The sequence below is a fragment of the Rhodococcus sp. C26F genome (assembly GCF_053345925.1).
On the sequence record NZ_JBKFBA010000012.1, the window covers coordinates 115,157 to 138,843 of the forward strand.

General features: G+C 68.5%; 22 protein-coding genes. 16 read left to right on the forward strand and 6 right to left on the reverse strand.

All coding sequences use genetic code 11. The features are described 5' to 3' along the window. The first annotated feature begins 39 nt into the window (after window positions 1–39). The 6 genes from ACLBYD_RS15395 to ACLBYD_RS15420 all read left to right on the forward strand — a co-directional run bounded on the left by ACLBYD_RS15395 (window position 40) and on the right by ACLBYD_RS15420 (window position 7,089). The gene (locus ACLBYD_RS15395; RefSeq protein WP_447817121.1) at window positions 40–1,419 is read left to right on the forward strand and encodes an MBL fold metallo-hydrolase; all 1,380 of its coding nucleotides are present in this window, start codon (window positions 40–42) and stop codon (window positions 1,417–1,419) included. Window positions 1,420–2,058: 639 nt separating this feature from the next. Continuing rightward, a complete protein-coding gene (locus ACLBYD_RS15400) occupies window positions 2,059–3,144 on the forward strand; it encodes an ABC transporter substrate-binding protein (RefSeq protein ID WP_447817139.1) in 1,086 nt (361 codons plus the stop codon). Continuing rightward, a complete protein-coding gene (locus tag ACLBYD_RS15405; RefSeq protein ID WP_447817122.1) occupies window positions 3,141–3,968 on the forward strand; it encodes an ABC transporter ATP-binding protein in 828 nt (275 codons plus the stop codon). The genes ACLBYD_RS15400 and ACLBYD_RS15405 overlap by 4 nt, the downstream gene beginning before the upstream one ends. Further along, window positions 3,955–4,818, forward strand: coding sequence for an ABC transporter permease (locus ACLBYD_RS15410; protein ID WP_447817123.1), 864 nt, complete (start codon window positions 3,955–3,957; stop codon window positions 4,816–4,818). The genes ACLBYD_RS15405 and ACLBYD_RS15410 overlap by 14 nt, the downstream gene beginning before the upstream one ends. Before the next feature lie 37 nt (window positions 4,819–4,855). Further along, complete coding sequence (locus ACLBYD_RS15415; RefSeq protein ID WP_447817124.1) at window positions 4,856–6,181, forward strand: MFS transporter; 1,326 nt, start codon at window positions 4,856–4,858, stop codon at window positions 6,179–6,181. After that, window positions 6,103–7,089: an LLM class F420-dependent oxidoreductase gene (locus tag ACLBYD_RS15420; RefSeq protein WP_447817125.1), complete on the forward strand. Its 987-nt coding sequence runs from the start codon at window positions 6,103–6,105 to the stop codon at window positions 7,087–7,089. The genes ACLBYD_RS15415 and ACLBYD_RS15420 overlap by 79 nt, the downstream gene beginning before the upstream one ends. A gap of 19 nt (window positions 7,090–7,108) precedes the next feature. Here the strand turns inward: ACLBYD_RS15420 and ACLBYD_RS15425 are convergent, their stop codons facing one another. Continuing rightward, entirely contained in the window at window positions 7,109–7,672 is a 564-nt protein-coding gene (locus ACLBYD_RS15425) for a GNAT family N-acetyltransferase (protein WP_447817126.1), read from the reverse strand. A gap of 17 nt (window positions 7,673–7,689) precedes the next feature. Continuing rightward, on the reverse strand, window positions 7,690–8,358 hold the full coding sequence (locus ACLBYD_RS15430) for a DUF3239 domain-containing protein (protein ID WP_447817127.1): 669 nt from the start codon (window positions 8,356–8,358) through the stop codon (window positions 7,690–7,692). A gap of 243 nt (window positions 8,359–8,601) precedes the next feature. Between ACLBYD_RS15430 and ACLBYD_RS15435 the strand changes: the two genes are divergently transcribed. The 3 genes from ACLBYD_RS15435 to ACLBYD_RS15445 are packed head-to-tail and all read left to right on the forward strand — an operon-like array spanning window position 8,602 to window position 12,366. Continuing rightward, a complete protein-coding gene (locus ACLBYD_RS15435) occupies window positions 8,602–9,972 on the forward strand; it encodes a CitMHS family transporter (protein WP_447817140.1) in 1,371 nt (456 codons plus the stop codon). Between the two features lie 49 nt (window positions 9,973–10,021). Further along, complete coding sequence (locus ACLBYD_RS15440) at window positions 10,022–11,722, forward strand: ATP-binding protein (RefSeq protein ID WP_447817128.1); 1,701 nt, start codon at window positions 10,022–10,024, stop codon at window positions 11,720–11,722. Beyond that, the gene (locus ACLBYD_RS15445) at window positions 11,704–12,366 is read left to right on the forward strand and encodes a response regulator (protein ID WP_006551688.1); all 663 of its coding nucleotides are present in this window, start codon (window positions 11,704–11,706) and stop codon (window positions 12,364–12,366) included. The genes ACLBYD_RS15440 and ACLBYD_RS15445 overlap by 19 nt, the downstream gene beginning before the upstream one ends. Window positions 12,367–12,406: 40 nt before the next feature. On the opposite strand, the gene ACLBYD_RS15450 is transcribed toward ACLBYD_RS15445, so the two are convergent. The 3 genes from ACLBYD_RS15450 to ACLBYD_RS15460 form a co-directional block, all read right to left on the reverse strand. Continuing rightward, window positions 12,407–14,065, reverse strand: coding sequence for a DNA repair helicase XPB (locus tag ACLBYD_RS15450; protein ID WP_019289944.1), 1,659 nt, complete (start codon window positions 14,063–14,065; stop codon window positions 12,407–12,409). A gap of 132 nt (window positions 14,066–14,197) precedes the next feature. Then, a complete protein-coding gene (locus ACLBYD_RS15455; protein WP_016691299.1) occupies window positions 14,198–14,356 on the reverse strand; it encodes a hypothetical protein in 159 nt (52 codons plus the stop codon). A 22-nt stretch (window positions 14,357–14,378) separates the two neighbouring features. Further along, on the reverse strand, window positions 14,379–14,546 hold the full coding sequence (locus ACLBYD_RS15460; protein WP_019289942.1) for a hypothetical protein: 168 nt from the start codon (window positions 14,544–14,546) through the stop codon (window positions 14,379–14,381). A 641-nt stretch (window positions 14,547–15,187) separates the two neighbouring features. Between ACLBYD_RS15460 and ACLBYD_RS15465 the strand changes: the two genes are divergently transcribed. From ACLBYD_RS15465 to ACLBYD_RS15490, 6 genes are read left to right on the forward strand one after another with little or no spacing between them, the layout of a single operon-like run. Further along, window positions 15,188–16,252, forward strand: coding sequence for an ABC transporter substrate-binding protein (locus ACLBYD_RS15465; protein WP_447817129.1), 1,065 nt, complete (start codon window positions 15,188–15,190; stop codon window positions 16,250–16,252). After that, the gene (locus ACLBYD_RS15470; protein WP_447817130.1) at window positions 16,249–17,112 is read left to right on the forward strand and encodes an ABC transporter permease; all 864 of its coding nucleotides are present in this window, start codon (window positions 16,249–16,251) and stop codon (window positions 17,110–17,112) included. The genes ACLBYD_RS15465 and ACLBYD_RS15470 overlap by 4 nt, the downstream gene beginning before the upstream one ends. Beyond that, on the forward strand, window positions 17,088–17,813 hold the full coding sequence (locus ACLBYD_RS15475; protein WP_447817141.1) for an ABC transporter ATP-binding protein: 726 nt from the start codon (window positions 17,088–17,090) through the stop codon (window positions 17,811–17,813). The genes ACLBYD_RS15470 and ACLBYD_RS15475 overlap by 25 nt, the downstream gene beginning before the upstream one ends. Window positions 17,814–17,841: 28 nt before the next feature. Beyond that, a complete protein-coding gene (locus tag ACLBYD_RS15480; RefSeq protein WP_447817131.1) occupies window positions 17,842–19,197 on the forward strand; it encodes an LLM class flavin-dependent oxidoreductase in 1,356 nt (451 codons plus the stop codon). Next, window positions 19,181–20,821 carry a GMC oxidoreductase gene (locus ACLBYD_RS15485; RefSeq protein ID WP_447817132.1) on the forward strand — a complete coding sequence of 547 codons (1,641 nt, stop codon included), beginning with the start codon at window positions 19,181–19,183 and terminating at the stop codon, window positions 20,819–20,821. Before ACLBYD_RS15480 ends, ACLBYD_RS15485 begins: the two co-directional genes overlap by 17 nt. Further along, window positions 20,818–21,105 carry a hypothetical protein gene (locus tag ACLBYD_RS15490; RefSeq protein WP_447817133.1) on the forward strand — a complete coding sequence of 96 codons (288 nt, stop codon included), beginning with the start codon at window positions 20,818–20,820 and terminating at the stop codon, window positions 21,103–21,105. The genes ACLBYD_RS15485 and ACLBYD_RS15490 overlap by 4 nt, the downstream gene beginning before the upstream one ends. Here the strand turns inward: ACLBYD_RS15490 and ACLBYD_RS15495 are convergent. Then, a complete protein-coding gene (locus tag ACLBYD_RS15495) occupies window positions 21,080–23,359 on the reverse strand; it encodes a helicase-associated domain-containing protein (protein WP_447817134.1) in 2,280 nt (759 codons plus the stop codon). The two genes, ACLBYD_RS15490 and ACLBYD_RS15495, sit on opposite strands and share 26 nt — an antisense overlap. A gap of 59 nt (window positions 23,360–23,418) precedes the next feature. Here ACLBYD_RS15495 and ACLBYD_RS15500 point away from each other — a divergent pair, with 59 nt between their 5' ends. After that, complete coding sequence (locus tag ACLBYD_RS15500) at window positions 23,419–23,607, forward strand: hypothetical protein (RefSeq protein ID WP_006551681.1); 189 nt, start codon at window positions 23,419–23,421, stop codon at window positions 23,605–23,607. Window positions 23,608–23,687 lie beyond the last annotated feature (80 nt).

Genomic DNA, 23,687 nt, shown 5'->3' on the forward strand with positions numbered 1-23,687 from the left:
GTCCACAACGAGGTCGAATCGACTCATTCGGAGGAATCCATGATTCTCGAGCAGTACTACATCGAGTGCCTCTCCCACGCGTCCTACCTCATCGGCGACGAGAACACGGGAAAGGCCGTCGTGGTCGACCCCCGCCGCGACATCGACGAATATCTTTCCGACGCAGCGAAGTACGGACTGGACATCGAAGGTGTGATCAACACCCACTTTCACGCCGACTTCGTCTCGGGTCACCTCGAACTGGTCGACGCCGCAGGTGCGTGGATCGGGTTCGGTGAATCGGCCGAGACGGATTACCCGATCCGGCGGTTGCTCGACGGCGAGAAGATCTCCCTCGGTGAGGTCGAACTCGAGATCCTGTCCACCCCGGGCCACACCTGGGAATCGATATCGGTGCTGGTGCGCGAACACCCCGGCGCCGTCCCGGCCGCAGTTCTCACCGGCGACTCGCTGTTCATCGGCGACGTCGGACGCCCGGACCTGGTCAACCTCGGCGACGGCTCGACCGGCGATCTGGCCCGGGCGATGTACCGCACCGTGCACGACAAGCTTCTGACGTTGCCCGACGAGGTCGTCGTCATGCCTGCTCACGGTGCCGGTTCGTCGTGCGGAAAGAACCTGTCGAGCGAACTGACCTCGACCATCGGCGAGCAGCGCGCCACCAACCCGTCCGTGCAGCCCATGAGCGAGGACGACTTCGTCACCCTGGTCACCGAAGGCCAGCCGGCGGCTCCGTCGTACTTCTCGGTCGACGCGGCGATGAACAAGCGGATGCACCCGCTCCTGATGCAGGACCGCGCGATTCCCGAGTTGGCGCCGGAACAGGTGAAAGACGAACTCGTATCCGGCACAAGTCTTCTCGATGCGCGTGGTGTCGACGACTTCGCCGCCGGGCACCTGCGCGGCTCGGTGAACGTCGGGTTCGACGGCCGTTTCGCGGAGACGGGCGGCATGGTCGCCGAGGTCGGCGAGAGGATCGTGCTGATCACCTATCCCGGTGAAGAACAGGACGCCGCGGTGCGTCTCGCCCGCATCGGATCCGACGGTGCGGCAGGTTATCTGAACGTCGATCGCGACGGTGTCTTCCCAGCCGAACTGACGGACCTGATCGAGACCGCCCGACGGACGACGGTCGAGGAACTCGACCGGTTGCTCGCCGACGACGCGGTCACCCTCGTCGACATCCGTAACCCCGGTGAACGCGAATCCGGTGCGATTCCCGGATCGGTTCCGATTCCGTTGGCACAGTTGCGCGCCCGTCTGGAACAGGTGCCGGTCGGTAAACCGATCGTGGTGCACTGCGCAGGTGGGTGGCGTTCGAGCGTGGCGGCATCGCTGCTGCGCGCGCAGGGTTTCGAGAACGTCACCGACCTGCTCGGCGGTTACAACGCCTGGGTCGATTCCCGCCTGTCCGTCTGAACCCGATACGACATTCGATACGAGGAGATTCTCATGTGTTATCCCGTGACGTGCCCGACCTGCGGTAGGACCGGCTGGGGAGGGTGTGGGCAGCATGTCGACGCCGTGATGGCGTCCGTTCCCGCAACCGATCGCTGCACGTGCAGTTCCGACAACGCGGACGGCGGACGGCGCCGGCGGAGCCTGTTCCCGCTCTTCCGTTCCTGATCCCTGCTGCATCGTCCCTACTGCAACGAAGGCCGGCACAGTCGATGTGCCGGCCTTCGGCATGCGTGGGGGAAGGATCCGCCACTTCCGATCACGCTGCGCACAATCGTTGCGACCCTGCACGCGGGTCGGGGATGCTGTCACGGTCGCAGAACGTCGAAGGGGGACGGACCGTGTCCGAGTGTCGGTTGTGTTGTCGCTGAGCGACAATCACATCTCTTGCCACTGACGAACAGTAGCGCTCATCACCGCACCGCCGGTGCGTAGTTCGCTGTGCCCGGATCGACCGGGCACCACATCACTGTGCCCGGCACGCTCGGGCACCACATCACCGTGCCCGGCACGCTCGGGCACCACATCACCGTGCCCGGCACGCTCGGGCACCACATCACCGTGCCCGCACCACGGGCCGACACGAGGATTCGAATCCTGATGCCCGCATCCGCCCTGCGCAGAAATCTGCTGCGCGTCGTCGCTGCCACCGCAGCTTTCCTCACCCTCGCCTCCGTCGCCACGGCCTGTTCGGATTCCGAGGCCACCACCACTGCGGACGGCAAGACCGTTCTCCGCTACGAAGGCTCGGCCGGACAGGTCGGATTCCCCGAACTCGCCGAATCGCTCGGATACTTCGAGAACGTCGAGCTCGAGTGGATCGGCGACAACGGCAACGGCCCCCAGTCGCTCCAGAACACCGCGACGAACCAGATCGACTTCGGCGGCGCGTTCAACGGTGCCGTGATCAAGGCGCAGGCCGGCAACTCACCGCTGACCTCCGTGCTCGCCTACTACGGGTCCGACGAGCAGACCTTCAACGGCTACTTCGTCCTCGAGGACAGCCCGATCCGCACCGCGCGCGATCTGATCGGCAAGAAGGTCGGCATGAACACCCTCGGTGCCCACCACGAATTCCTGGTGCGGGAGTGGCTCGCTCAGCAGGGCCTGACTCCCGAGGAGATCGCGCAGGTAGAGCTCATCGTGGTCCCGCCCGTCAACACCGAACAGGCTCTGCGCGAAGGACAGATCGACGTCGGGACGCTCGGCAGCGTGTTCCGCGAGACCGCGGTGGAACGGGGCGGCATCCGGCCGCTTTTCACCGACGAGTCCCTCTTCGGATCGTTCTCCTACGGGACACTCGTGTTCCGCAACGACTTCATCGAGCGGAACCGCGATGCCGTCGCCGACCTGGTGCAGGGCACGGCCCGTGCCATCCGCTGGACCCAGGTGACCCCGCGCGACGAGGTGATTGCGAAGTTCGAGGAGATCATCGACGGTCGCGGACGCAACGAGTCGACGAGCCTCGTCGAGTACTGGCGCAGCCCCGGCGTCGCCGGCCCCGGTGGGGTGATCACCGACCAGGAGATCCGGACGTGGATCGACTGGCTCACGCGCAACGGTGAACTCGACGAAGGGCAGATCGAACTCGACGACGTCTACACGAACGAATTCAACCCCTACGCCAACGGCACCTACGAGCCCACCAGCGGCCCGAACGGTGAACCCCTCGAGGAGGCGAAGTGATCGAGCCCAAACTCCGGATCGACCACGTCACCAAGCAGTTCCCGGTGCGCGGCACGAACGACACCTTCACCGCGCTCGACGACATCAGTCTCGACCTCGCCGACGGGGAGTTCCTCGTCCTGGTCGGCCCGAGCGGCTGCGGAAAATCCACCCTGCTCGACCTTCTCGGTGGTCTCAGCACACCGACCTCGGGGCAGATCCTGCTCGACGGCCGACCCATCAGCGGTCCCGGACTGGACCGTGGAATCGTCTTCCAGCAGTACGCACTGCTCCCGTGGCGCACGGCGCGCAGCAACATCGAATTCGGTCTGGAGGCGAAGGGTCTGCCCAAGCGGGAGCGTCGTGATCTCGCCGGGCACTACCTCGATCTCGTAGGCCTGCACGGATTCGGCGACCGCTACCCGCACGAGTTGTCGGGAGGCATGAAGCAGCGCGTCGCCATCGCACGCAGCCTCGCCTTCGACCCCGAAGTGCTGCTCATGGACGAGCCGTTCGCGGCACTCGACGCCCAGACCCGCGAATCCCTGCAGGACGAACTGCTGCGCATCCGGCACGAGACCGGCAAGACGATCCTGTTCATCACCCACGGCATCGACGAAGCCGTCTATCTGGGGCAGCGCGTCGCGATCCTCACGTCCCGACCGGGCCGGATCAAGACCGTCGTCGACGTCGACATCGACCGGAACGTCGACGACGTCCGCTCGAGCGAGGCATTCCGGGCGCTGCGGCACGACATCTGGTCGCTGCTGCACTCGGAGGTGGCCCGCGCGCACGACCTCGAACTCGCCACAGCAACGGAAGAGGCTCAGCATGTCCAGCACTAGTGCCGTTCTGACGAAACCCGAGCTCGACGATCACGTCGTACCCGTAGCCACGCCGACCGGATCCCCGGTGCGCAGCGCCGGGCGGCGTACCGGTGCCCTGGTGTGGCGTTTCGTCAAGCCGGCCGTCGCGATCGTCGCCTTCCTGGCGCTGTGGGAGATCGCTCCCCGGGTCGGGCTCGTCGACGAGGTGTTCCTGCCACCGTTCACCACCGTGGTCGGAGCGTTCCTCGACCTGATCGGCAACGGTCAGCTCGCCGACCATCTGGCGGCGAGCCTGTCCCGCGCGCTCGTCGGGTTCTTCGTCGCCGTCGCGATCGCGGTGCCGCTCGGGGTGGCGATCGGTTGGTACAAGCCGGTCGCGGATCTGCTGAACCCGATCCTGGAGGTCTTCCGCAACACGGCCGCCCTCGCGCTGCTCCCGGTGTTCATCCTGATCCTGGGTATCGGTGAGACCTCGAAGGTCGCGTTGGTGATCTATGCGTGCACCTTCCCGATCCTCCTCAACACCATCTCCGGTGTGCGCACGGTGGATCCGCTGCTGGTGAAGTCCGCGCGGTCGCTCGGTCTTCCGGCGCACCGCCTGTTCCAGAAGGTCGTGCTGCCCGCGGCCGCGCCGACGATCTTCACCGGTGTCCGGATGGCGGCGGCGTCGTCGATCCTGGTGCTCATCGCCGCCGAGATGGTCGGCGCGAAGGCCGGTCTCGGCTACCTGATCACCGCGTCGCAGTTGAACTTCCGGATCCCCGACATGTACGCGGGCATCATCGCGATCTCGCTCGTCGGGCTCGTCTTCAACGGCGTTCTCGTCGCGATCGAACGCCGCCTGTCGCGGTGGCGCGCCGACCAGTGATCTCTGCCGAACCGTCCGGGCCCCGAGTCGTGGCCGCATGACGGAGGGATTCGACCCGAAACCGCTGATCACCACGGTCTTCGTGCCGTCGGCGATCTTCGGGATCGGCCAGGGTGCCGGTGCCCCCGTCGTGGCACTGGTCGCGCGCGAACTCGGCGCGTCGGTGCCCGTGGCGGGGGTGATCGTCGCACTCGTCGCGCTCGGCGCCGTGATCGGCGACCTGCCGGCGGGAAGCATCGTCGCGCGGCTGGGGGAGCGGCGCGCGATCATCGCAGGTACCGCCCTGGGAACCGTCGGTGTCCTGGTCTCCCTCACGGCCTGGACACCGGCGGTTCTCGCCGCGGGCGCGGTGCTCACCGGGTTCGCCAACGCGGTGTGGGGTCTGGCGCGACAGAGCTATCTCGCCGAGGCCGTGCCGATCGAGCGACGAGCACGGGCCATGGCGGCCTTCGCCACGATGTGGCGACTCGGTTTCTTCCTCGGTCCGTTCCTCGGCGCCGGTGTCATCCACCTCGTGGGAGTTCGGGGCGGCCTCGCGGTACAGGCCGTCGGGGTGGTGCTGTCGGGCGTCCTCATGGCGCGGGCTCCGGGCACCGGGCGACGAACGGACGCCGGAACCGGTGAGCGCACGCACACCTCGCTCGGCACGATCCTGCGACGGCACCGTCGACTGCTCGGCACACTCGGCGTCGGGTCGCTGCTGATGGGTGCGGCCAGGGCGTCGCGCGAAGCGGTGCTGCCGCTGTGGGCGAGTCATATCGGACTCGACGCGGCCACCGTCTCGATCGTCTTCGGGATCGGCGGTGCCGTCGACCTGCTCTGTTCGTATCCGGCCGGGCAACTGATGGACCGGTACGGGCGACGGGCCGTCGCGGTGCCGTCGCTGCTCGTGATCGGGGTGGCGTTCCTGATCCTGCCGGTCGCCGACGACCTGGCGTCGCTCGCGGCGGTCGCGGTGGTGCTCGGCATCGGTAACGGTCTGGGCAACGGAGTGATCATGACGCTCGGCGCCGACACGGCACCACCTGCGACCCGCGCGGAGTTCCTGGCGGCCTGGCGGCTCACCCACGACACCGGCATGTTCGTCGGTCCGCTCGCCGTCGGCGCCGTGGCCACCCTGTCCCTGGCCGCCGGTGCCCTGACCGTGGGCGGTCTGGCTCTGCTCGGAGCGGCCTGCATGTTCCGCTTCGTTCCGCGATACTCGCCATGGCCGCGGCGCACACTGGAACAGGTGGCGCCGGCCGAACCGGCACTGCACAACGTCACTTCGACCCTAGGACACGTATGCGTTTCGGATTGTTCGTCCCCCAAGGTTGGCGACTGGACCTCGTCGGCATCGACCCCTCCGATCAGTGGCAGGTGATGCGCGATCTCGCGCTCCGCGCCGATCGCGGACCGTGGGAATCGATCTGGGTGTACGACCACTTCCACACCGTCCCTGCGCCCACCGACGAGGCCACCCACGAGGCATGGAGCCTCGTGTCGGCCTTCGCCGCCGTCACCGAGCGTGTGCGCATCGGCCAGATGTGTACCGCCATGGCCTACCGCAACCCCGCCTATCTCGCGAAGGTCGCGGCCACCGCCGACATCATCTCCGGTGGGCGCATCGAGATGGGGATCGGCGGCGGATGGTACGAACACGAATGGCGCGCATACGGTTACGGATTTCCGTCGCCGGGTGAGCGGCTGCGCCGGCTCGACGAGGGCGTGCAGATCTTCCGACAGGCGTGGACCACGGGTTCCGCGACGTTCTCAGGTAGGCATTACACCGTCGACGGAGCCATCGTCCGTCCGCTTCCGCTGCAGGACGGCGGTATTCCGCTGTGGATCGCCGGCGGCGGCGAGAAGGTGACCTTGAAGATCGCCGCGAAGTACGCGCAGTACACCAACTTCGACGGCACACCCGAAGGGTTCGCGCGCAAGTCGGAGATCCTGCGCGAGCACTGCGCCGAGGTCGGCACCGACTTCGACGCCATCGTGCGATCGGCCAACTACAACGTGGCGATCGGCCGCACCGAAGCCGAGGTGCAGGACCGGCTCGAGGCACTGCGGGCCCGTCTCGAACCGATCGTCGGAGCGGAGAAGGCCGACGGGGCGCTCGACGCCTTCCGGGGGATGCCCGCCGTCGGCACCCCCGAGCAGATCGTCGAGAACCTCACCGCGCTGAAGAAGCAGGGGCTCGAGTACGCGATCTTCTACGTTCCCGAGGCCGCCTACGACACCTCGGGGCTGGAACTGCTCGAGAAGGAAGTGCTCCCGCACCTCGCGTGATGCACACGGCCCCTGAGAGCTAGAGGGGCCAGCCGGTCACGGGTCCGGGTGGGTCGTCGGCCGACAGTCCGGCGACCCACACGTCCCGCGGCACGCCCCGCTGGAGCAGGCCGTTGCGGGCGATGCCCTCGTACCGGAACCCGACCCGCCGTGCGACGGCCGCGGAGGCACGATTACCGACGAAGGCACGCCACGCGACCCGCGGGACGTTCATGCCGCCCGGGGCGAAAGCGAAACCGCATGCCAGTCGCACCGCGGCGGTCGCGAGTCCGTGGCGCCGCGTCGTCGGTGCGATCCAGTACCCGATCTCCGGATCCGATCCCTCACGCGGAACGAATCCGACCATGCCGCACAGCACTCCGTCCGCGGCGGTGCGCACGGCCCAGTCGGGCCATCCCTGCGCCCACTCGGCCGGAACGACCTCCTCGACGAAGTGCAGCGCGTCCGCCCGGGTGTAGGGGAAGGGCACGGTGGTCCACCGGGCGATCAGAGGATCCCGGCACGCCTCGGCGATGGCGTCGACGTCGGCCGGACCCGGTGGCGAGAGCACCACCGCGCCGTCGGTCAGCGTGCGTACTTCCATGTCACCGCAGTCCTGTGTCACCGCAGTTCGGGCGGCAGTTCCTTGCTCGCCAGTTCGAGGCGACGCTCGTCCGTGGCGTCGACCTGGTCCACCATCTTCAGCTTGTCCTTCAGCAAGCGCCACTCCACCTCGGGGATCTGCGCGACCGCGTCGGCGATGACCTTCTGATCACGGGTACCCCAGGCGATCGGCATGGGGCCGACCATCTGCCACACCCCCGAGTCGTTGCGGGTCGTGCGGTCGGACAGGACCGCGGCACACGGCACCCGCTCACCGATCGCGATCCGGTGACCCGGCACCGCCTCCACGTTGCGGGTGACCAGAGCGAAGTGCCGGCCGGACGTCTCGGGCTTGGCGATGTCGACCAGCGCGAGTAGCGTCAGCCCGCGGGCACGCTTGGCGGCGACGACGGCCGGGACGAGCGGGCTGTCGCGGTAGAGCTGTTCGATGCTCCCCACCTTGCGCGGCGCCCACAGCGCCACCCACACCGACGTCGCGGCCGCGACCGCCAGCACGGCGGCGACGATGTACGCCCAGGCCTCGCCGAGCAGGAACAGACCCACCGCACCCGCGACGCACACCAGGCCGACGAATATTGCCGACCACCGCAGACGACGGACATCCGCGAGGGTCTGGTTCACGGCCTTGGCATGGGGCAGGTCCACAGGAAAGTCGAAGCGGCGCACGCCACCAGCTTATTGGAGCCCTTCGGCCGACCACGACGGGCTCGAGCAGAATGCGCACAACGGCGCTTTCGCGCGCAACGGTGACTCGGTGAGGGACGTGGCCACACACTCTGCTGTAGCAGAGATCACACAACCCTCACGGCTTCGAGCCGGACCCCCACACCAAACCTCCGGTCGCGCCCGCGACCCGTGGTCGACGTGTGCCCGGACCGGCCCCGACCCCGTCAGAAAGTGGGCACCGCCATGCTCGTCGTCCTCGGCTTCCTGATGGTCGCCACGTTCATGTACCTGATCATGTCGAAACGGGCCACCCCGGTCGTCGGCCTGATCCTGATCCCGGTCGCCTTCGGCCTGATCGCCGGAGCCGGCACCGACATCGGCGACATGATCGTCGACGGCGTCGAAAGTCTCGCCCCCACAGCGGCGCTGCTGTTCTTCGCGATCATCTTCTTCGGCATCATGATCGACGTCGGCCTGTTCGACCCCCTCGTGCGGCTCATCCTGCGGCTCGTGCGCGACGACCCGGCACGACTGGTGATCGGAACCGCTGTGCTGGCGATGGTCGTCTCCCTCGACGGGGACGGGTCCACGACGTTCATCATCACCACCTCCGCACTGTTGCCGCTCTACCTGAAACTGAAGGTCAGCCCCGTCGTCCTCACCGTCGTCGCGGGCCTGGCGAACGCCACGATGAACATCATCCCGTGGGGCGGGCCGACGGTCCGTGCAGCCAGCGCGCTCGGGTTGTCCCCGTCCGACGTGTTCGTCCCGATGATCCCGTCGCTCGTCGTCGGACTCGTGGTCGTGCTGGGCTTCGCTGCTCACCTGGGCTTCGTCGAACGTCGCCGCCTCGGAAAGCTCACGTGGAAGCCCGACCTGATGCCGCTCGGCGCCGGTCCGTCCGGAGTGGGTACGACGGTCGGAAAGGACACCGATACGACCGACGGGGAGGTCGGTCGGTTGGCTGCCGGACTCGACCCCGACCGTCCGACCCTGCGTCCGCGTCTGCTGCCCTTCAACGCGATCCTCACGGTGGCGCTGCTCGTCGTCCTCGGCCTCGACATCCTGCCGATCCCCGTGCTGTTCATGATCGCCGCCGGTATCGCGCTGGCCGTGAACTTCCCGCGCGTCGTCGACCAGTCCACCGCGATCGCACGCCATTCGTCGAGCATCGTGTCGGTCGTCGCGATGGTGTTCGCCGCCGCCGTCCTGACCGGCGTGTTCCAAGGCACCGGCATGGTCGAATCGATGGCGTTGTGGCTCACCGGCGTCGTCCCCGACGCACTCGGCCCGTTCCTCGCCGTCATCACCGGCCTGCTCAGCATCCCGATGACCTTCTTCATGACCAACGACGCCTTCTACTTCGGGGTGCTCCCCGTGCTGGCGGAGACGGCAGCGCAGTACGGCATCGAACCGGTCGAGATGGCGCGCGCATCGATCACCGGACAGCCCGTCCACATGCAGAGCCCGCTGGTCCCGGCGATCCTGCTGCTGGTGACCCTCGCCGGGGTGCCACTGGCCGACCATCACCGCAAGGTGCTGTGGCGCGCCGGAGTGGTGTCGGTCGTGATGCTCGTCGTCGGGGTGGTACTCGGGCAGATTCCGTTCGGATGAGATCGGCCCCGGGCCACACTGGACGGATGGGACGAACGGGAGCGACGCCGTGAAACTTCGCACCCAGGTACTTCTGCTCCAGTCCGCGGTGGTGGCGGTGGCACTCGGCATCGGATTCACGGTGTTCGCCACCACCACCGAGGACCGAGTCACCGACGAGCACGGTCAGCGGGCGCTCGCGATCGCACGGTCGGTGTCCGCGGACCCGACCGTGCGGGACGAGGTCGCACGCTATTCGGCCGCCGACGACGGGGTGGTCTCCCCGGACAACCCGGAACTCGCATCCGGTGCGGTGCAGCAGGCCGCCGAGGCCGTCCGCACCGCCACCGGAGCGTTGTTCGTCGTGGTCACCGACGACCAGGGACTCCGGCTCGCGCATCCCGATCCGGAGCAGCTCGGCCGGAGGGTGAGCACCGACCCCACCGAGGCACTCGCCGGACGGGAGGTCGTGACCAGCGAGTCGGGCACGCTCGGCGATTCGGTCCGGGCCAAGGTGCCGGTGACCGATCCCGCCTCGGGCAGAGTGGTCGGGGAGGTGAGCGTCGGCATCGCCACCGACCGGGTGCGCGCCGACCTGCGCAGCGACCTCGCCGATGCCGTCCTGATCGCGCTCGCGGCACTCGTGTGCGGTGCTGTCGGGTCGTTGCTGCTCGCCAACCGCTGGAAGCGGCTCACCCTGGGACTCGAACCCGAGCAGCTCACCGAGCTGGTCCGCGAACAGGAGGTCGTGCTGCACGGGATCTCCGACGGGGTCGTCGGCACCGACGCCCGCGGCATCGTCACCGTCGTCAACGCCGAGGCGCGTCGCCTGCTCGATCTCGACGACCGGATCGGCCGCAACGTCGGCCTCGACGACGGAATCGGCCACAGTGTCGACACCCTCGGAATGACCCCGCGGTTGCTCGACGTGCTGCGCTCCGCGGACGGCATCCCGGTCGCGGCGACCACCGGCGACCGGGTCGTCGTCGCCGTCTCGCGGCGTGTGGTGCGTGACGGCCGGGATCTCGGCACGGTGATGTCGGTGCGGGACCGGACCGACATCGAGACGCTCACGCGCGAACTCGACGCGGTCAAGGCGATGAGTACGGCACTGCGGGCCCAGCGGCACGAGTTCGCGAACCGGCTCCACCTGCTCGACGGACTGCTCCGCCGGGGGCATGCGGAGCAGGCGCTCGAGTACATCGAACAGATCCTCGGTTCGGGTCCGCTCGGTGAGCAGCTCGAGGGCATCGACGCGATCACCGACCCGTACCTGCACGCCTTCCTCGTCGCGAAGGCCGCGCATGCGCGCGAGCAGAGAGTCACGCTCGTGCTCGGCGAGAACACGTGGGTGCACGCCACCGTGCGGGCACCCGTCGACGTCACCACGGTGCTCGGCAACCTGCTCGACAATGCGATCGAGGCGGCACGCACGAGCGGGCGCGCTCCGGCCGAGGTCGAGGTGGAACTGATGGAGGACGGTGCCGACCTGCACGTGAGTGTCGCGGACACCGGCGACGGCGTCGATCCCGCGCTGCCCGACGTCTTCGCCGAGGGCGCAACGACCCGCAGCGATCCGACGGTGCCCGGTGGCCGCGGAATGGGGCTGGCGCTGGCACGGCGCATCGCACGGCTGCACGGCGGCGACGTCGTGCTGGCGGACCGTGGCGGGCAGCGCACGCCGGAGAATCCGACCGGGGGTGCGGTCTTCCTGGCGACGCTGCCCGGGATGCTCGACGAAAGGGACACGGGATGGGCGGAACGGATCTGAAGGTCCTCGTCGTCGACGACGACTTCCGGGTCGCCGAACTCCACGCCTCCGTGGTCTCGGGTGTGGCGGGATTCGAGGTCTGCGCGGTCGCCGGGAGCATCGCGGCGGCCCGGGACGCCGTTCGGGCCGGTCCCGTCGATCTCGCCCTCGTGGACGTGTACCTACCGGACGGCTCCGGGATCGACCTGATCCGGAGCCTCGAATGCGACAGTTTCGTGCTCGGTGCCGCCGGCGAGGGCACGACGGTGCGCGCGGCACTCACCGCTGGTGCACTGGTGTATCTGGTCAAGCCGTTCGCGAGCACCGAACTGGCCCGCCGGCTGGCGGCCTACGCGCAGTACCGCAGGGTCGTCGCGGGGGAGGAGCTCACCCAGACCGAGATCGACACGGCGCTGGCCGCACTGCGGCCGGTGTTGCCGGCCGCCCGCCCGGCACCCTCGCGTTCGATGACCGAAGAGCTCGTGATGCAGGCGCTCCGGGAATCACCGGAACCGATGTCGGCGGGGGAGGTGGCCGTGACGATCGGGGTGTCGCGCGCGACCGCACAGCGCTATCTCGCGGCGCTCGTCGCGAAGAAACGCCTGCGGATGCAGTTGCGCTACGGCACCACCGGCCGCCCCGAACAGGAATACCGGCCGCAGTGACACGGAGTCCCTGTGACGCGTCGCGCAGGGACGCCCCGCGTCAGCCGATCTGCGGTCCGAGCAGGTCGTCGGCGTCGGTGATCCGGTACGCGTAACCCTGCTCGGCGAGGAACCGCTGGCGATGCGCGGCGTATTCGGCGTCGAGGGTGTCGCGCGAGACCACGGAGTAGAAGTGGGCCTGCCCGCCGTCGTGCTTCGGACGCAGCAACCGCCCGAGACGCTGGGCCTCCTCCTGACGCGAACCGAAGGTGCCCGACACCTGGATCGCGACCGAGGCCTCCGGCAGGTCGATGGAGAAGTTCGCGACCTTCGACACCACGAGCACCTTCAACTCGCCCGACCGGAACCGGTCGAACAGCGCCTCGCGTTCCTTCGTCTTCGTCGAACCCTTGATGACCGGGGCGTCGAGCGCTTCACCGAGCTCGTCGAGCTGATCGATGTAGGCACCGATGATCAGTGTCGGGGCGTCCTGGTGCTGCTCGAGGATCGACTTCACGACCGGGATCTTGGTGCGCGCGGTCGAGCACAGCTTGTACCGTTCCTCGGGCTCGGCCACCGCGTACGCCATGCGCTCGGCGTCGGTGAGGGTCACGCGGACCTCCACGCAGTCGGCGGGCGCGATCCAGCCCTGGGCCTCGATGTCCTTCCACGGCGCGTCGAACCGCTTCGGGCCGATGAGCGAGAAGACGTCGCCTTCGCGTCCGTCCTCGCGCACGAGGGTCGCGGTGAGACCGAGGCGGCGGCGGGACTGCAGGTCGGCGGTCATACGGAAGACCGGCGCCGGCAGCAGGTGCACCTCGTCGTAGATCATCAGCCCCCAGTCGCGGGAGTCGAACAACTCGAGATTGCGGTATTCACCCTTCGACTTGCGGGTGATCACCTGGTAGGTGGCGATGGTGACCGGGCGGATCTCCTTCTTCTCACCCGAGTACTCGCCGATCTCGTCCTCGGTGAGGGAGGTGCGGGCGATCAGCTCGCGCTTCCACTGGCGCCCGGCGACCGTGTTCGTCACGAGGATGAGCGTCGTCGCGCCGGCCTTCGCCATCGCGGCCGCGCCGACCATCGTCTTACCGGCACCGCACGGCAGCACCACGACACCCGAGCCGCCCGACCAGAACGAGTCGGCGGCCAGTTCCTGGTAGTCGCGCAGGTGCCAGGGATTCGTCTCGAAGTCCAGCGAGATCGAATGGGCCTCGCCGTCGACGTACCCCGCGAGGTCCTCGGCCGGCCAGCCGATCTTCAGCAGCATCTGCTTGACGCGTCCGCGCTCGCTCGGATGCACGATCACGGTGTCGTCGTCGATGCGCGCACCGAGCATCGGGGCGATCTTCTTGTTCCTCAGGACCTCGGCGAGCACCGCCCGGTCGAGGCTGACCAGGGTCAGGCCGTGGGCGGGGTTCTTGACCAGCTGGAGGCGCCCGTAGCGGCTCATGGTGTCGACGATGTCGACGAGCAGCGCCTGCGGGACGGCGAACCGGGAATGCGAGACCAGCGCGTCGACGACCTGCTCGGCGTCGTGACCGGCGGCACGGGCGTTCCACAATGCCAGCGGCGTCACCCGGTAGGTGTGGATGTGCTCGGGGGCGCGTTCGAGCTCGGCGAACGGTGCGATCGCCTGCCGCGCCTCGTTCGCCCGTTCGTGATCGACCTCGAGGAGCACGGTCTTGTCGGACTGGACGATGAGCGGTCCGTCGGCCACGAGTGCCTCCTGTGGATGGAAAGTAGAACTTTCCCATTCTCCAGGTTCGGGCCGTACCGCGCCACCACGACGGTGTACGGCCGTGCGTTCCCCCGTGGCGGGAACGCACGGCCGACCGGTTTCACGGCGTACTCACCGTGCGAGCGACTGCCGCACCTCCATCACGCACACCAGTGCCTCGGAGATACCGGACCGGTAGCCGGCGTCCTTCTCGGAGGCGGGAGGTCTCGAATCCAGTTCCGATTCGAGTCGTTCCTGGATCTTGTCCAGGGCATGCAGCGTCCGCTTCATTCCAGTACCGATTTCTCTTTTCTCAGGCCGGCTGTTTCATCGCGCCGGCACGCTCGTCGAGAACGAACACCCGTGCACGCGCCAATGCGGCGCGATATCCGTGCCGCTGTGCGTCGGTGCCCGTTTCCCGACCGGACAATCCACTTATCTTGTCGTACAGCGCTTCGAGCGCTGCGATTTCGAGATCCATGGCCTGCAACCGGATTCAGCTCCGCTTCCGCTTACGAATGAAGTCGCCGGCTTCGGCGGCCTTCTGCCGCTTCTCCTGGCGACGTTCCTTCAGGGACTTCGCTGGCTTCTTCGGATTCTTGCCCTTGTCGGCCATTGTCACTCCATCTTCGATGAACAACCACTCGACAGGACCACACCATACGTCATTTCCCGAAAAAAGCCAGTCGCTCGAATTATTCTGTGCGCCATCCGAACACGGCGCTGAAATATTCCGTATTCCGGTGTCCGGAGTTGATTTCACCGTGCGTCGATCCCTGTCGGGAAGTTCCGCGCGGCCGATACCGTCACCGGCGATGCTGTGCAGACAGAGGACGTCCACAGCCCGGGCGGACGGGGGAGAGCGATGGGCCGGACCGTGATCGCAGGCCGCAGTGCCTCGCGTCGCGAACACCGTGCGTGTCGTGTCGTCCACCGATCGCGGTTCCGCGGCTGTCCGCACTGTCACTGTTCTCCGTACCGCGACCGCTGATCTCGGGACTGCGGTTCCCGGGACTGCTGTCCTCGAGGTCGGGCCCGCGCTCGGGTTCCCGTTCGTCTTCCGGTGGCGCGCGTCGGCGTATTCGCGCGACGTCGCGCCCCTCACCTTCGCAAGGAGTTCTCATGATCGTGTCCTCACTCGTGCGCTCTCGAAGATCGCGCGCTCCGATCGTCGTCGCGGCCGCACTGAGCGTCGTGCTCACCGGGTGCGCCGGCGGTTCGACCGGGGGATTGTCCGCCGACGCCGAACTCCCCGAGGAGATTCCACCGGGGACGTCGTTGAGCATTGCCGTCAAGCCCACCCGTATCCAGCTCGAAGCGACCGGCCGTATCGACGAGTTGCCGTTCACGGTGTCGGACTGGCCCGACGTCTCGGCCGGTCCCGACGTCATCCAGGCGTTCCGCGGCGACGCCGTCGACCTCGCGGTCAATGCGGCGATTCCTCCCATCCAGGCCCGTGCCACCGGGCTCGACGCCAGGATCGTCGCCGTACGCGAGAAGGATTCGCCGCAGTACTCGCTCGCGACGGCACCCGGTACAGACATCGATTCGTTGGACGACCTGCGCGGCAGGAAGATCGCGTTGTCGCCGGGGCAGGCCCAGGGTGTCGTCGTGCTCCGGACGCTGAAGTCGGCCGGAATCGGTCTCGACGAGGTGGAATTCGTCGAACTACCGAGCACGCAGTTCCTCACGGCGCTCCAGGCGAAACAGGTCGACGTCGCACCGCTGGCGGAACCGACCCTCACGAAGTACCTGAACCAGTACGAAACCGAGGGCGCGCGAGGGGTGTTCACGCCCGAGGTCGACGCGCTGAGTGTTCTGTGGGCTCCGGTGTCCGTGCTCGAGGATCCCGCGAAGGTCGCGGCGATCAAGGAGTTCATCCCGTTGTGGGCACAGGGCGACGTCTGGGCGTGGGAGAACCGGGACGAGTGGATCCGGAAGTACTACGTCGAGAGCGAGGGGGTGTCGTACGAGGACGGCAGGCGGATCGTCGAAACCGTCGGCCAGAAACCGGCATATCCCACCGACTGGGACTCCGCGATCGAATGGACGCAGGAGACCTCGGAATTGCTCGACGAGGCCGGATGGTTCGACGAGTTCGACGTCGAGCAGATCTTCGATCGCAGATTCGAAACGATTGCCGCGGAGTCGGTTCCGCAGGAGTACCGGAAGGGGTCGGATTCGTGACCAGCACACTGACACGGCCGGTGGAGGTCGGCGCCCGCCCACCGGACCCCACCGATCAGGCACCGACGAAGGGGATCAGGCCGCTCCGGCGGCTCGGTCTCCGCAAGGCCGTCCCGTTCTCGCGCATGACCGGCGTGGTTCTGCTGCTCGCCGTGTGGGCGATCGGGTCGGGTGCCGGATGGATCGACGACCGCAAGCTCTCCGCTCCCTGGACCGTGGTGACCAGCGCGGTCGAACTCGTCGCGGAAGGAACTCTGCAACAACACATCCTGGCATCGTTGAGCCGTGCCGTGCTGGGCTTCGTGATCGGATGTGTCATCGGCACCGCGCTCGCGCTCGCATCCGGTCTGACCCGCACCGGTGAAGCCCTGATCGACGGCCCCGTGCAGTTCAAGCGTGCGATCCCGACGCTGGGTCTCATCCCGCTGCTGATCCTGTGGCTCGGCATCGGCGAGACCTTCAAGATCACGGTGATCGCACTCGGGACGGTCGTGACCATCTACATCCAGACGCACAACGCTCTCACGGCCCTCGAACAGCGCTACGTCGAACTCGCCGAGGTCCTCGCTCTCACTCGCGCACAGTTCGTGTGGAAGGTGGTGCTGCGAGGAGCGCTGCCCGGATTCTTCCTCGGTCTGCGCCTGGCGGTGACCGGTGCGTGGCTCACCCTGATCGTGGTCGAGAGCATCAACGCCGTGAGCGGCCTGGGCAAGATGATGTTCAACGCCCAGAACTACGGTCAGCCGGACGTCATCCTCGTCGGATTGCTCGTCTACGGCGTCTTCGGTCTGGCATCCGACGCCGGCCTCCGGTTGCTCGAGCGTCGCGTGCTCGCCTGGCGGAAGACGCTGGGCGGATGAGCGCCGTACGCATCCGCGGCCTGATCCGCGGCTTCGGCGACCGGAACGTGCTCGACGGGCTCGACCTCGAGATCCCCGACGGGCAGTTCGTCGCCCTGCTCGGCAGGAGCGGGTCCGGGAAGTCCACCCTGCTGCGTGCGCTCGCCGGTCTCGACTACGACGTGGAGATCCGCGGTGGCGCACTCGCGGTACCGGAGAAGGTCTCCGTCGCCTTCCAGGACTCCCGCCTGCTGCCCTGGCAGCGCGTGCTCGACAACGTCACGCTCGGACTCGACAGGCAGGGGAGGAGCCGGGGATCCGAGATGCTGGCCGAGGTCGGCCTGGCCGGACGTGAGGACGCCTGGCCGCTCGAACTCTCGGGTGGGGAGCAACAGCGTGTCGCGCTGGCCCGAGCCCTGGTGCGGGAGCCGCAGTTGCTGCTCGCCGACGAGCCGTTCGGCGCGCTCGACGCCCTGACCCGCATCAGGATGCACGGACTGCTCGACGACCTCGTCCGCGCGCACCGTCCCACCGTGCTGCTCGTGACTCACGACGTCGACGAGGCGATAGTGCTCGCCGACCGGATCGTCGTGCTGGACGAAGGGCGCATCGCCGTCGACCGCCACGTGGATCTCGACAAGCCCCGTTCCATCACGGATCCCGGTTTCCGGGACATCCGTGAAGACCTCCTCACCGCCCTCGGTGTCATCACGCAACTGTGACGAAAGACCTTTCACGACAGGAGAAGACATGACCGATCGTCGATTGCACCTCAACGCCTTCCTCATGCCCGTCGGCCATCACGAAGCGGCCTGGCGTCTGCCGGAGAGCGACCCGAACGCGAATCTCGACATCCAGCACTACATCTCGCTCGCCCGCACCGCCGAGCGTGGCAGGTTCGATTCGGTGTTCCTCGCCGACAGCCCCGTACTGTTCGCGAATCCCGAACGGCGTCCGAGCGGCAAGCTCGAACCCACGATCATCCTCACCGCGATCGCGACGGCCACCGAGCGGATCGGTCTCATCGGGACCGCGTCGACGACCTACAACGAGCCCTACAACCTCGCGCGTCGATTCGCATCGCTGGACTTCGTCAGCGGGGGACGTGCCGGCTGGAACATCGTCACTACCGCCGGTGACGACGCCGCTCGCAATTTCGGTCTCGACGGCGTGCCGGCGCACAAGAGCCGCTACGCGCGGGCCGCCGAGTTCGTCGAGGTGTCGACCAAGCTGTGGGACAGCTGGGAGGACGACGCGATCGTCGCCGACAAGGAGGCGGCGATCCACGCCGACTCCGCGAAGGTCCACACCTTCGAACACGAGGGAGAGTTCTTCTCGGTGGCCGGGCCGCTCAACGTGCCGCGGTCGCCGCAGGGCTACCCGCTGCTCGTGCAGGCGGGCTCGTCGGAGAACGGCAAGGACTTCGCCGCGCTGTACGCCGAGGCGATCTTCACCGCTCAGCCCACCTTCGAGGAGGGCAAGGCGTTCTACGACGACGTGAAGGATCGGGTCGGCAAGGTCGGCCGCGACCTGCGGCAGGTGCTGATCCTCCCGGGCATCGTGCCCGTCATCGGCGATACGGAGAAGGAGGCACGCGAACTCGACGCCGAACTGGCCCGGCTGATCTCGCCCGAGTACGCGCGCCACCAGCTCGCCGAACGGTTCGGGTTGCGGCCGGAGCAGCTTCCGCTCGACGAGCCGCTGCCGGAGAACCTGCCGTCCGAGGACGAGATCGAGGGAGCCAAGAGCCGGTACACGCTCATCGTGCAGCTCGCGCGACGGGAGAACCTCACGGTGCGGCAGCTCATCGAACGCCTCGGCGGCGGTCGCGGCCATCGAACCTTCGCGGGCACGGCCGAGCAGGTGGCCGACACGATCGAGCACTGGTTCCACACCGGCGCGGCCGACGGCTTCAACATCATGCCCGCCGTGCTGCCGTCGGGGCTCGAGAAGTTCGTCGACGGTGTGGTGCCGATCCTGCAGGAGCGCGGTCTGTTCCGCACCGAGTACACCGAATCCACCCTGCGTGGGCACTACGGGCTCCCACGGCCGGAGAACCAGTTCACCGTCGGCAGGGCGTTCGTGGGGCTTGCGGCACAGGCCTGAGCCTCACCGCCCTGGGGACCGAACCTACAGTCTGTACGTCGACGGCGCCGCCGGACGGGTCGCCCTCTATGCTCTGCGCCTGAGCGAGCAGGGCCGGCAGGTCCTCGTGCTCGAACAGGGCCGATGGCACACCCGGGACGATTTCGCCGCTGCCCGCCGCGATCCCCGTCGCTGCCTGTGGATGCCCGAGATCGGGCTGCGCGGCTTCTTCTCCCAGCGCGTCCTCTCCCACGTCGGGATCATCGGGGGAGTCGGTGTGGGAGGCGGCAGCATCGTCTGGGCAGGTGTACTGCTCGAACCGAAGGACGCCTTCTTCACCGACCCCGCCTGGCCGTCGGTGCCGGGCGGATGGCGCGCGGAGCTGACCGAGCACTACCGGACGGCCGCCCGCGTGCTCGGCCGCGCCACCGCTCCGATCGAGGGGCCGATGGACGAGCACCTGGAGGTCGTCGCGCGACGAGCCGGCGCGGGCGAGACCTACGGTCCGACACCCATGGCGATCTATTTCGGCGAGGAGGGTGTCACCGTCCCCGATCCCTTCTTCGGTGGCGAGGGGCCGGAGCGTACCGGCTGCGTGATGTGCGGCGGATGCCTCGTCGGATGCCTGTACGGCAGCAAGAACACCCTCGACCTCAACTATCTGTGGCTCGCGCAGCGTCGCGGAGCCGAGATCCGCCCGGACAGCCGCGTGGTGTCCGTCGCCGCTCTCGATGCCGGCGGGTACGAAGTGGAACTCGCCGACGGGGAGCGTCTGCGCGCCGGCGAGGTCGTCCTCGCCGCCGGTGTCCTCGGCACCGTGGAACTGTTGTTCCGGTCGCGGGAGAACGGGGGACTGCCGAACGTCTCGGAGCGTCTCGGCGTCGGCGTGCGCACCAACTCCGAGGCGATCACCGCCGTGCTCGCCGACGACGTCGACGTCGACCTCACTCGCGGACCGACGATCTCGAGCGAGTTCTATCCGGACGAGCGCACCCACGTCACGCAGAACCGCTATGTCGGGGGATGGCACATGCGGTTGCAGCTCGGGCCGTTGGTGGACGGTGCCGATCCCCGCCGGCGACGTCGTGATGCGCTGCGGGCGCTGGCGTCGCGCCCCGTTCTGCAGTTGCGGACGGTGTTCGCGCGCAACTTCATTCGGCGGCTCAGCGTGTTCACGGTGATGCAGGACGTGGAGAACGAGATCCGTCTGGTCTTCGACCGGTCGCCGGTGCGGCCCTGGCGGCGCGTGCTGCGTTCACGGGCAGGAGAGGGGCTGCAGGCACCGAGCTATCTGCCCCAGGCGAATGCCGTCGCCCGCTCGTTCGCCGAGTCGATCGGCGGACGACCGCTCAACCTGCTGCTCGAGAGCATCGGGGGCAAGTCCATCACCGCGCACATCCTCGGCGGTGCGTCCATGGGCACCGACGCGGCGGACGGCGTGATCGACACCGATCACCAGGTGTTCGGGCATCCGGGTCTGTACGTCGTGGACGGTTCCGCGATCCCCGCCAACGTCGGAGTCAACCCGTCGCTCACCATCACGGCGATGGCCGAACGGTTCGTGGCACGCTACGCCGCGCGTCGTGCCTCCGACCACCCTTCCCGCACAGCCACATTCGCGCACACCGCCGAGGAGAACTCATGACGACACGGGACACCGGCGCGCTGCCGCGGTCGATACGCGGACTGCAGCAACGATTCCGGACCCTGCATGCCGACGCGCTTCCGGTCGCCGGCGCCTATCGGACCGTCTTCGTCGGCCCGACCGCGCTGCGGGCCGACGCGCCCCGCGCCATCGCGCTCGCTGGGATGCCCCGGTGGTACGGCAAGCGGTTCGCCGGCGACGGAAATGCCGTGAACCTCCTCGCCGACGCGGACGGCACCCTGCGCGAGGTGCCCGTCGTCAGTCGACCAGGGCCACCGACGTGACACGGTGCAGCACGAAGCTGCGCACCGAGCCGGTCGCCGGGTCGAAGGCCTGCACCTGCCCGCCGCCCACCGACACCGGGTCGACGATGCGGCGCGTCGCCACACCCTGGGCGTCGACGTAGCCGAGGGTGACGCTGCGCTTGCCGTGCACGGCCAGTTGCAGCAGCGCGAGCGTCGCCGCGCCGCCGGATCGGCTGCCGTCACCCCGTGCCGAGGCCGTCGGTGTCGCGGACTCCGCACGGTCGCCGGCGCGCAGCGTGCGCACGAGGGTGTCGAGCTGCTCGTCGCTCGGCGCGGTGGGCCCGGCATAGCGGGCCCGGGCACGCGGCATCGCGACGCGGGCACCCCGGGGCCGTAGATCCACGATCGCTCCCGATGCGTCCTCCCCGGCGGGAGCGAAACCAGCGGCGCGCAGCTCGGTGAGCACCTCGGCGAGAGGCGCCTGCGAGATCGCGACGGTCGGGGCGACCGCGCGCAGGGCGAGCGTGGCGGCGACCGGGGCGGACAGTACCTCGGTGAGCAGAGCCGGATCGTCGGCGCGGACGAAGGACGTCGCCACACCGGCCCGCAGGCGTCCGTGGCGACGCGCGACGTCGTCGATCAGGTAGGTGAGCGACTGCGGCACCGGGGTGCGCGAATGCGTCGCGAACAGGCCGTGCAGGTCGCTCGCGCCGAGCCCGGCGTCGAGCGCGCGCCGGATACTGCTGTCGCCGATCCGGTAGACGGTCGCGGCACCGGCCGATTCGACGTCGGCGACGAGCGCGATCCGCTCGCCGAGTTCGGGGACGAGCGGTCCGGGGGCGACGACCGTGAGGTCGGCCTGGACGAGCACGTAGTCGACGGGTTCGGGGAGCACCGCTGCCATCTCGGCCTCGGCGTCGCCGCCGTGCAGCAGCGCCTTGCCCGGCGACGCGAGCATGCCGTGCGCGACGAGACCGAGTGTCGTCGCCTCCCGCACGGTCTCCACGACGCTCGTCGTGTCGAAGCGACCCGCCCAGCGAGGACGACGCCACGCCGCAGCGGCACGCAGGTCGGCGACGTCCGTGCCCGCCGCCGGCACGTCGGAGAGGACGTCGAGCAGCAACCGCCGGTCGCGGGCGGCAGTAGGGGACTTCACCTCGTCGGACAGCGCTGCGACCGGCTTGTCGTTCTGGTCGCGCCGGCCGATCAGCCAGGGCCGGCGCGGCAGATCGAGCCAGGCACCGGCGAGCACGGCCCAGCGGTAGGCGGGGGAGGACGCGAGCCACGCATCGGTGGCGGTGGTCGGGGCCCAGTGATCGTCGTCCCCGGGTGTCGGCGGGTCGGGGAGGCCCCGCGCGATCAGACCGGCACCCGCGAGGACCTCGACGACGAGCGCCGTCTCGTCGTCGTCGAGTCCGACCGCCTTCCCGATGCGATGCAGTTCGCGGACACCGAGCCCACCGGCCTTGAGGACGGGGGCGGGTTGCGCACCGAGGGTGTCGAGAACGTCCTCGCAGTGCCGCAGCAGTTCGAGGGCGGCGCCGGCGGCGGTCGCATTGACGTCGGCGGTCGATCGGGTGGGTTTCGGTGCGCGCGGGGGAGCGAGCGCCGCCGGATCGAAGGGGGCGTCGTCGCGCAGTGCCTGGCCCACCCGGTGGGGGAGTTCGACGGTCTCGTCGTCGATGCGGAAGAGCAGTCCGGCGGCGAGCAGTTTCTGCACGGGCCGCTCGGCGGGGGTGTCCGGTGCGGCGTCGCGGGTCCGACCGATCGGGGACGTACGCGACAGGGTGTCGAGGATGCTGCGCTGCTCGGGCGGAAGAGCCGCGAGGAGGTCGTCGAGTTCCTGCCGGGACGGTCCGGTGACGTCGCCGGTGCGTCCGACGCGCCACGGAACGGCGTCCACGGCGGCAGCGACGAGACGCAGTTCGTCGGTGGACCCCCACACGAGCAGCAGCGAGCGCAGGATGGACAGGATCCGGTCGAGATTCCTCGCGCTGATGCGGCCGGAGACCTCGTCGAGCACGGCGGCGCGGGAGACGGGGGTGTCCACCGCTCCGAGACGGGCCAGCACCTCGATGATCCCGAAGGCAGCGGTGTCGAGTTCGTCGGCCGCACGGAACACCGAGGCGCGTTGCTGAGCCCGGCTCGCGAGCACGTTCATGCTCGCCGGTGGCGGCACCACGAGATCCGGACGGGCGCGCAGCGTGGCGGCCAGATCCGTGTCGCGTCGACCTGCCAGCCAGCGGGCGAGGGAGTCCGAGGCAGTGTCGGGAGCGGGCGTGGTCGGGGACATCCCCTCCAGATTAGAGACCTGCGGTAGCAGGCCCCGAACTCACCTGCCAAAATGAGCGCATGGCTACCTCTTCGAAAAAGCATTACGTCGACCACGGATGGCCCGAGCTGGCCGACGGTGAGCACGCTGTCACCGAACTGTCGTCCACGCGTTCCGGTCCGCTCTCCCCGTACGGTGAGGACACCGTGTTCCCGTTGCCGGTCGAGGACCTGCCCTACACGCATCCGAAGACGGTGATCAACCGCTGATCCGATCGCGGATCACCGAACAGACTCTTCCGTACGGCGCCCGGTCCCTTCGTGGGGGCCGGGCGTCGTCGTGTGTGAGG

Excerpts from the sequence above, each read along its gene's own strand:
- ACLBYD_RS15395 (WP_447817121.1), top strand. The coding sequence starts at position 40 with ATGATTCTCGAGCAGTACTACATCGAGTGCCTCTCCCACGCGTCCTAC.
- ACLBYD_RS15400 (WP_447817139.1), top strand. The coding sequence starts at position 2,059 with ATGCCCGCATCCGCCCTGCGCAGAAATCTGCTGCGCGTCGTCGCTGCC.
- ACLBYD_RS15410 (WP_447817123.1), top strand. The coding sequence starts at position 3,955 with ATGTCCAGCACTAGTGCCGTTCTGACGAAACCCGAGCTCGACGATCAC.
- ACLBYD_RS15415 (WP_447817124.1), top strand. The coding sequence starts at position 4,856 with ATGACGGAGGGATTCGACCCGAAACCGCTGATCACCACGGTCTTCGTG.
- ACLBYD_RS15420 (WP_447817125.1), top strand. The coding sequence starts at position 6,103 with ATGCGTTTCGGATTGTTCGTCCCCCAAGGTTGGCGACTGGACCTCGTC.
- ACLBYD_RS15425 (WP_447817126.1), bottom strand. The coding sequence starts at position 7,672 with ATGGAAGTACGCACGCTGACCGACGGCGCGGTGGTGCTCTCGCCACCG.
- ACLBYD_RS15435 (WP_447817140.1), top strand. The coding sequence starts at position 8,602 with ATGCTCGTCGTCCTCGGCTTCCTGATGGTCGCCACGTTCATGTACCTG.
- ACLBYD_RS15445 (WP_006551688.1), top strand. The coding sequence starts at position 11,704 with ATGGGCGGAACGGATCTGAAGGTCCTCGTCGTCGACGACGACTTCCGG.
- ACLBYD_RS15455 (WP_016691299.1), bottom strand. The coding sequence starts at position 14,356 with ATGAAGCGGACGCTGCATGCCCTGGACAAGATCCAGGAACGACTCGAA.
- ACLBYD_RS15460 (WP_019289942.1), bottom strand. The coding sequence starts at position 14,546 with ATGGATCTCGAAATCGCAGCGCTCGAAGCGCTGTACGACAAGATAAGT.
- ACLBYD_RS15465 (WP_447817129.1), top strand. The coding sequence starts at position 15,188 with ATGATCGTGTCCTCACTCGTGCGCTCTCGAAGATCGCGCGCTCCGATC.
- ACLBYD_RS15480 (WP_447817131.1), top strand. The coding sequence starts at position 17,842 with ATGACCGATCGTCGATTGCACCTCAACGCCTTCCTCATGCCCGTCGGC.
- ACLBYD_RS15490 (WP_447817133.1), top strand. The coding sequence starts at position 20,818 with ATGACGACACGGGACACCGGCGCGCTGCCGCGGTCGATACGCGGACTG.
- ACLBYD_RS15495 (WP_447817134.1), bottom strand. The coding sequence starts at position 23,359 with ATGTCCCCGACCACGCCCGCTCCCGACACTGCCTCGGACTCCCTCGCC.
- ACLBYD_RS15500 (WP_006551681.1), top strand. The coding sequence starts at position 23,419 with ATGGCTACCTCTTCGAAAAAGCATTACGTCGACCACGGATGGCCCGAG.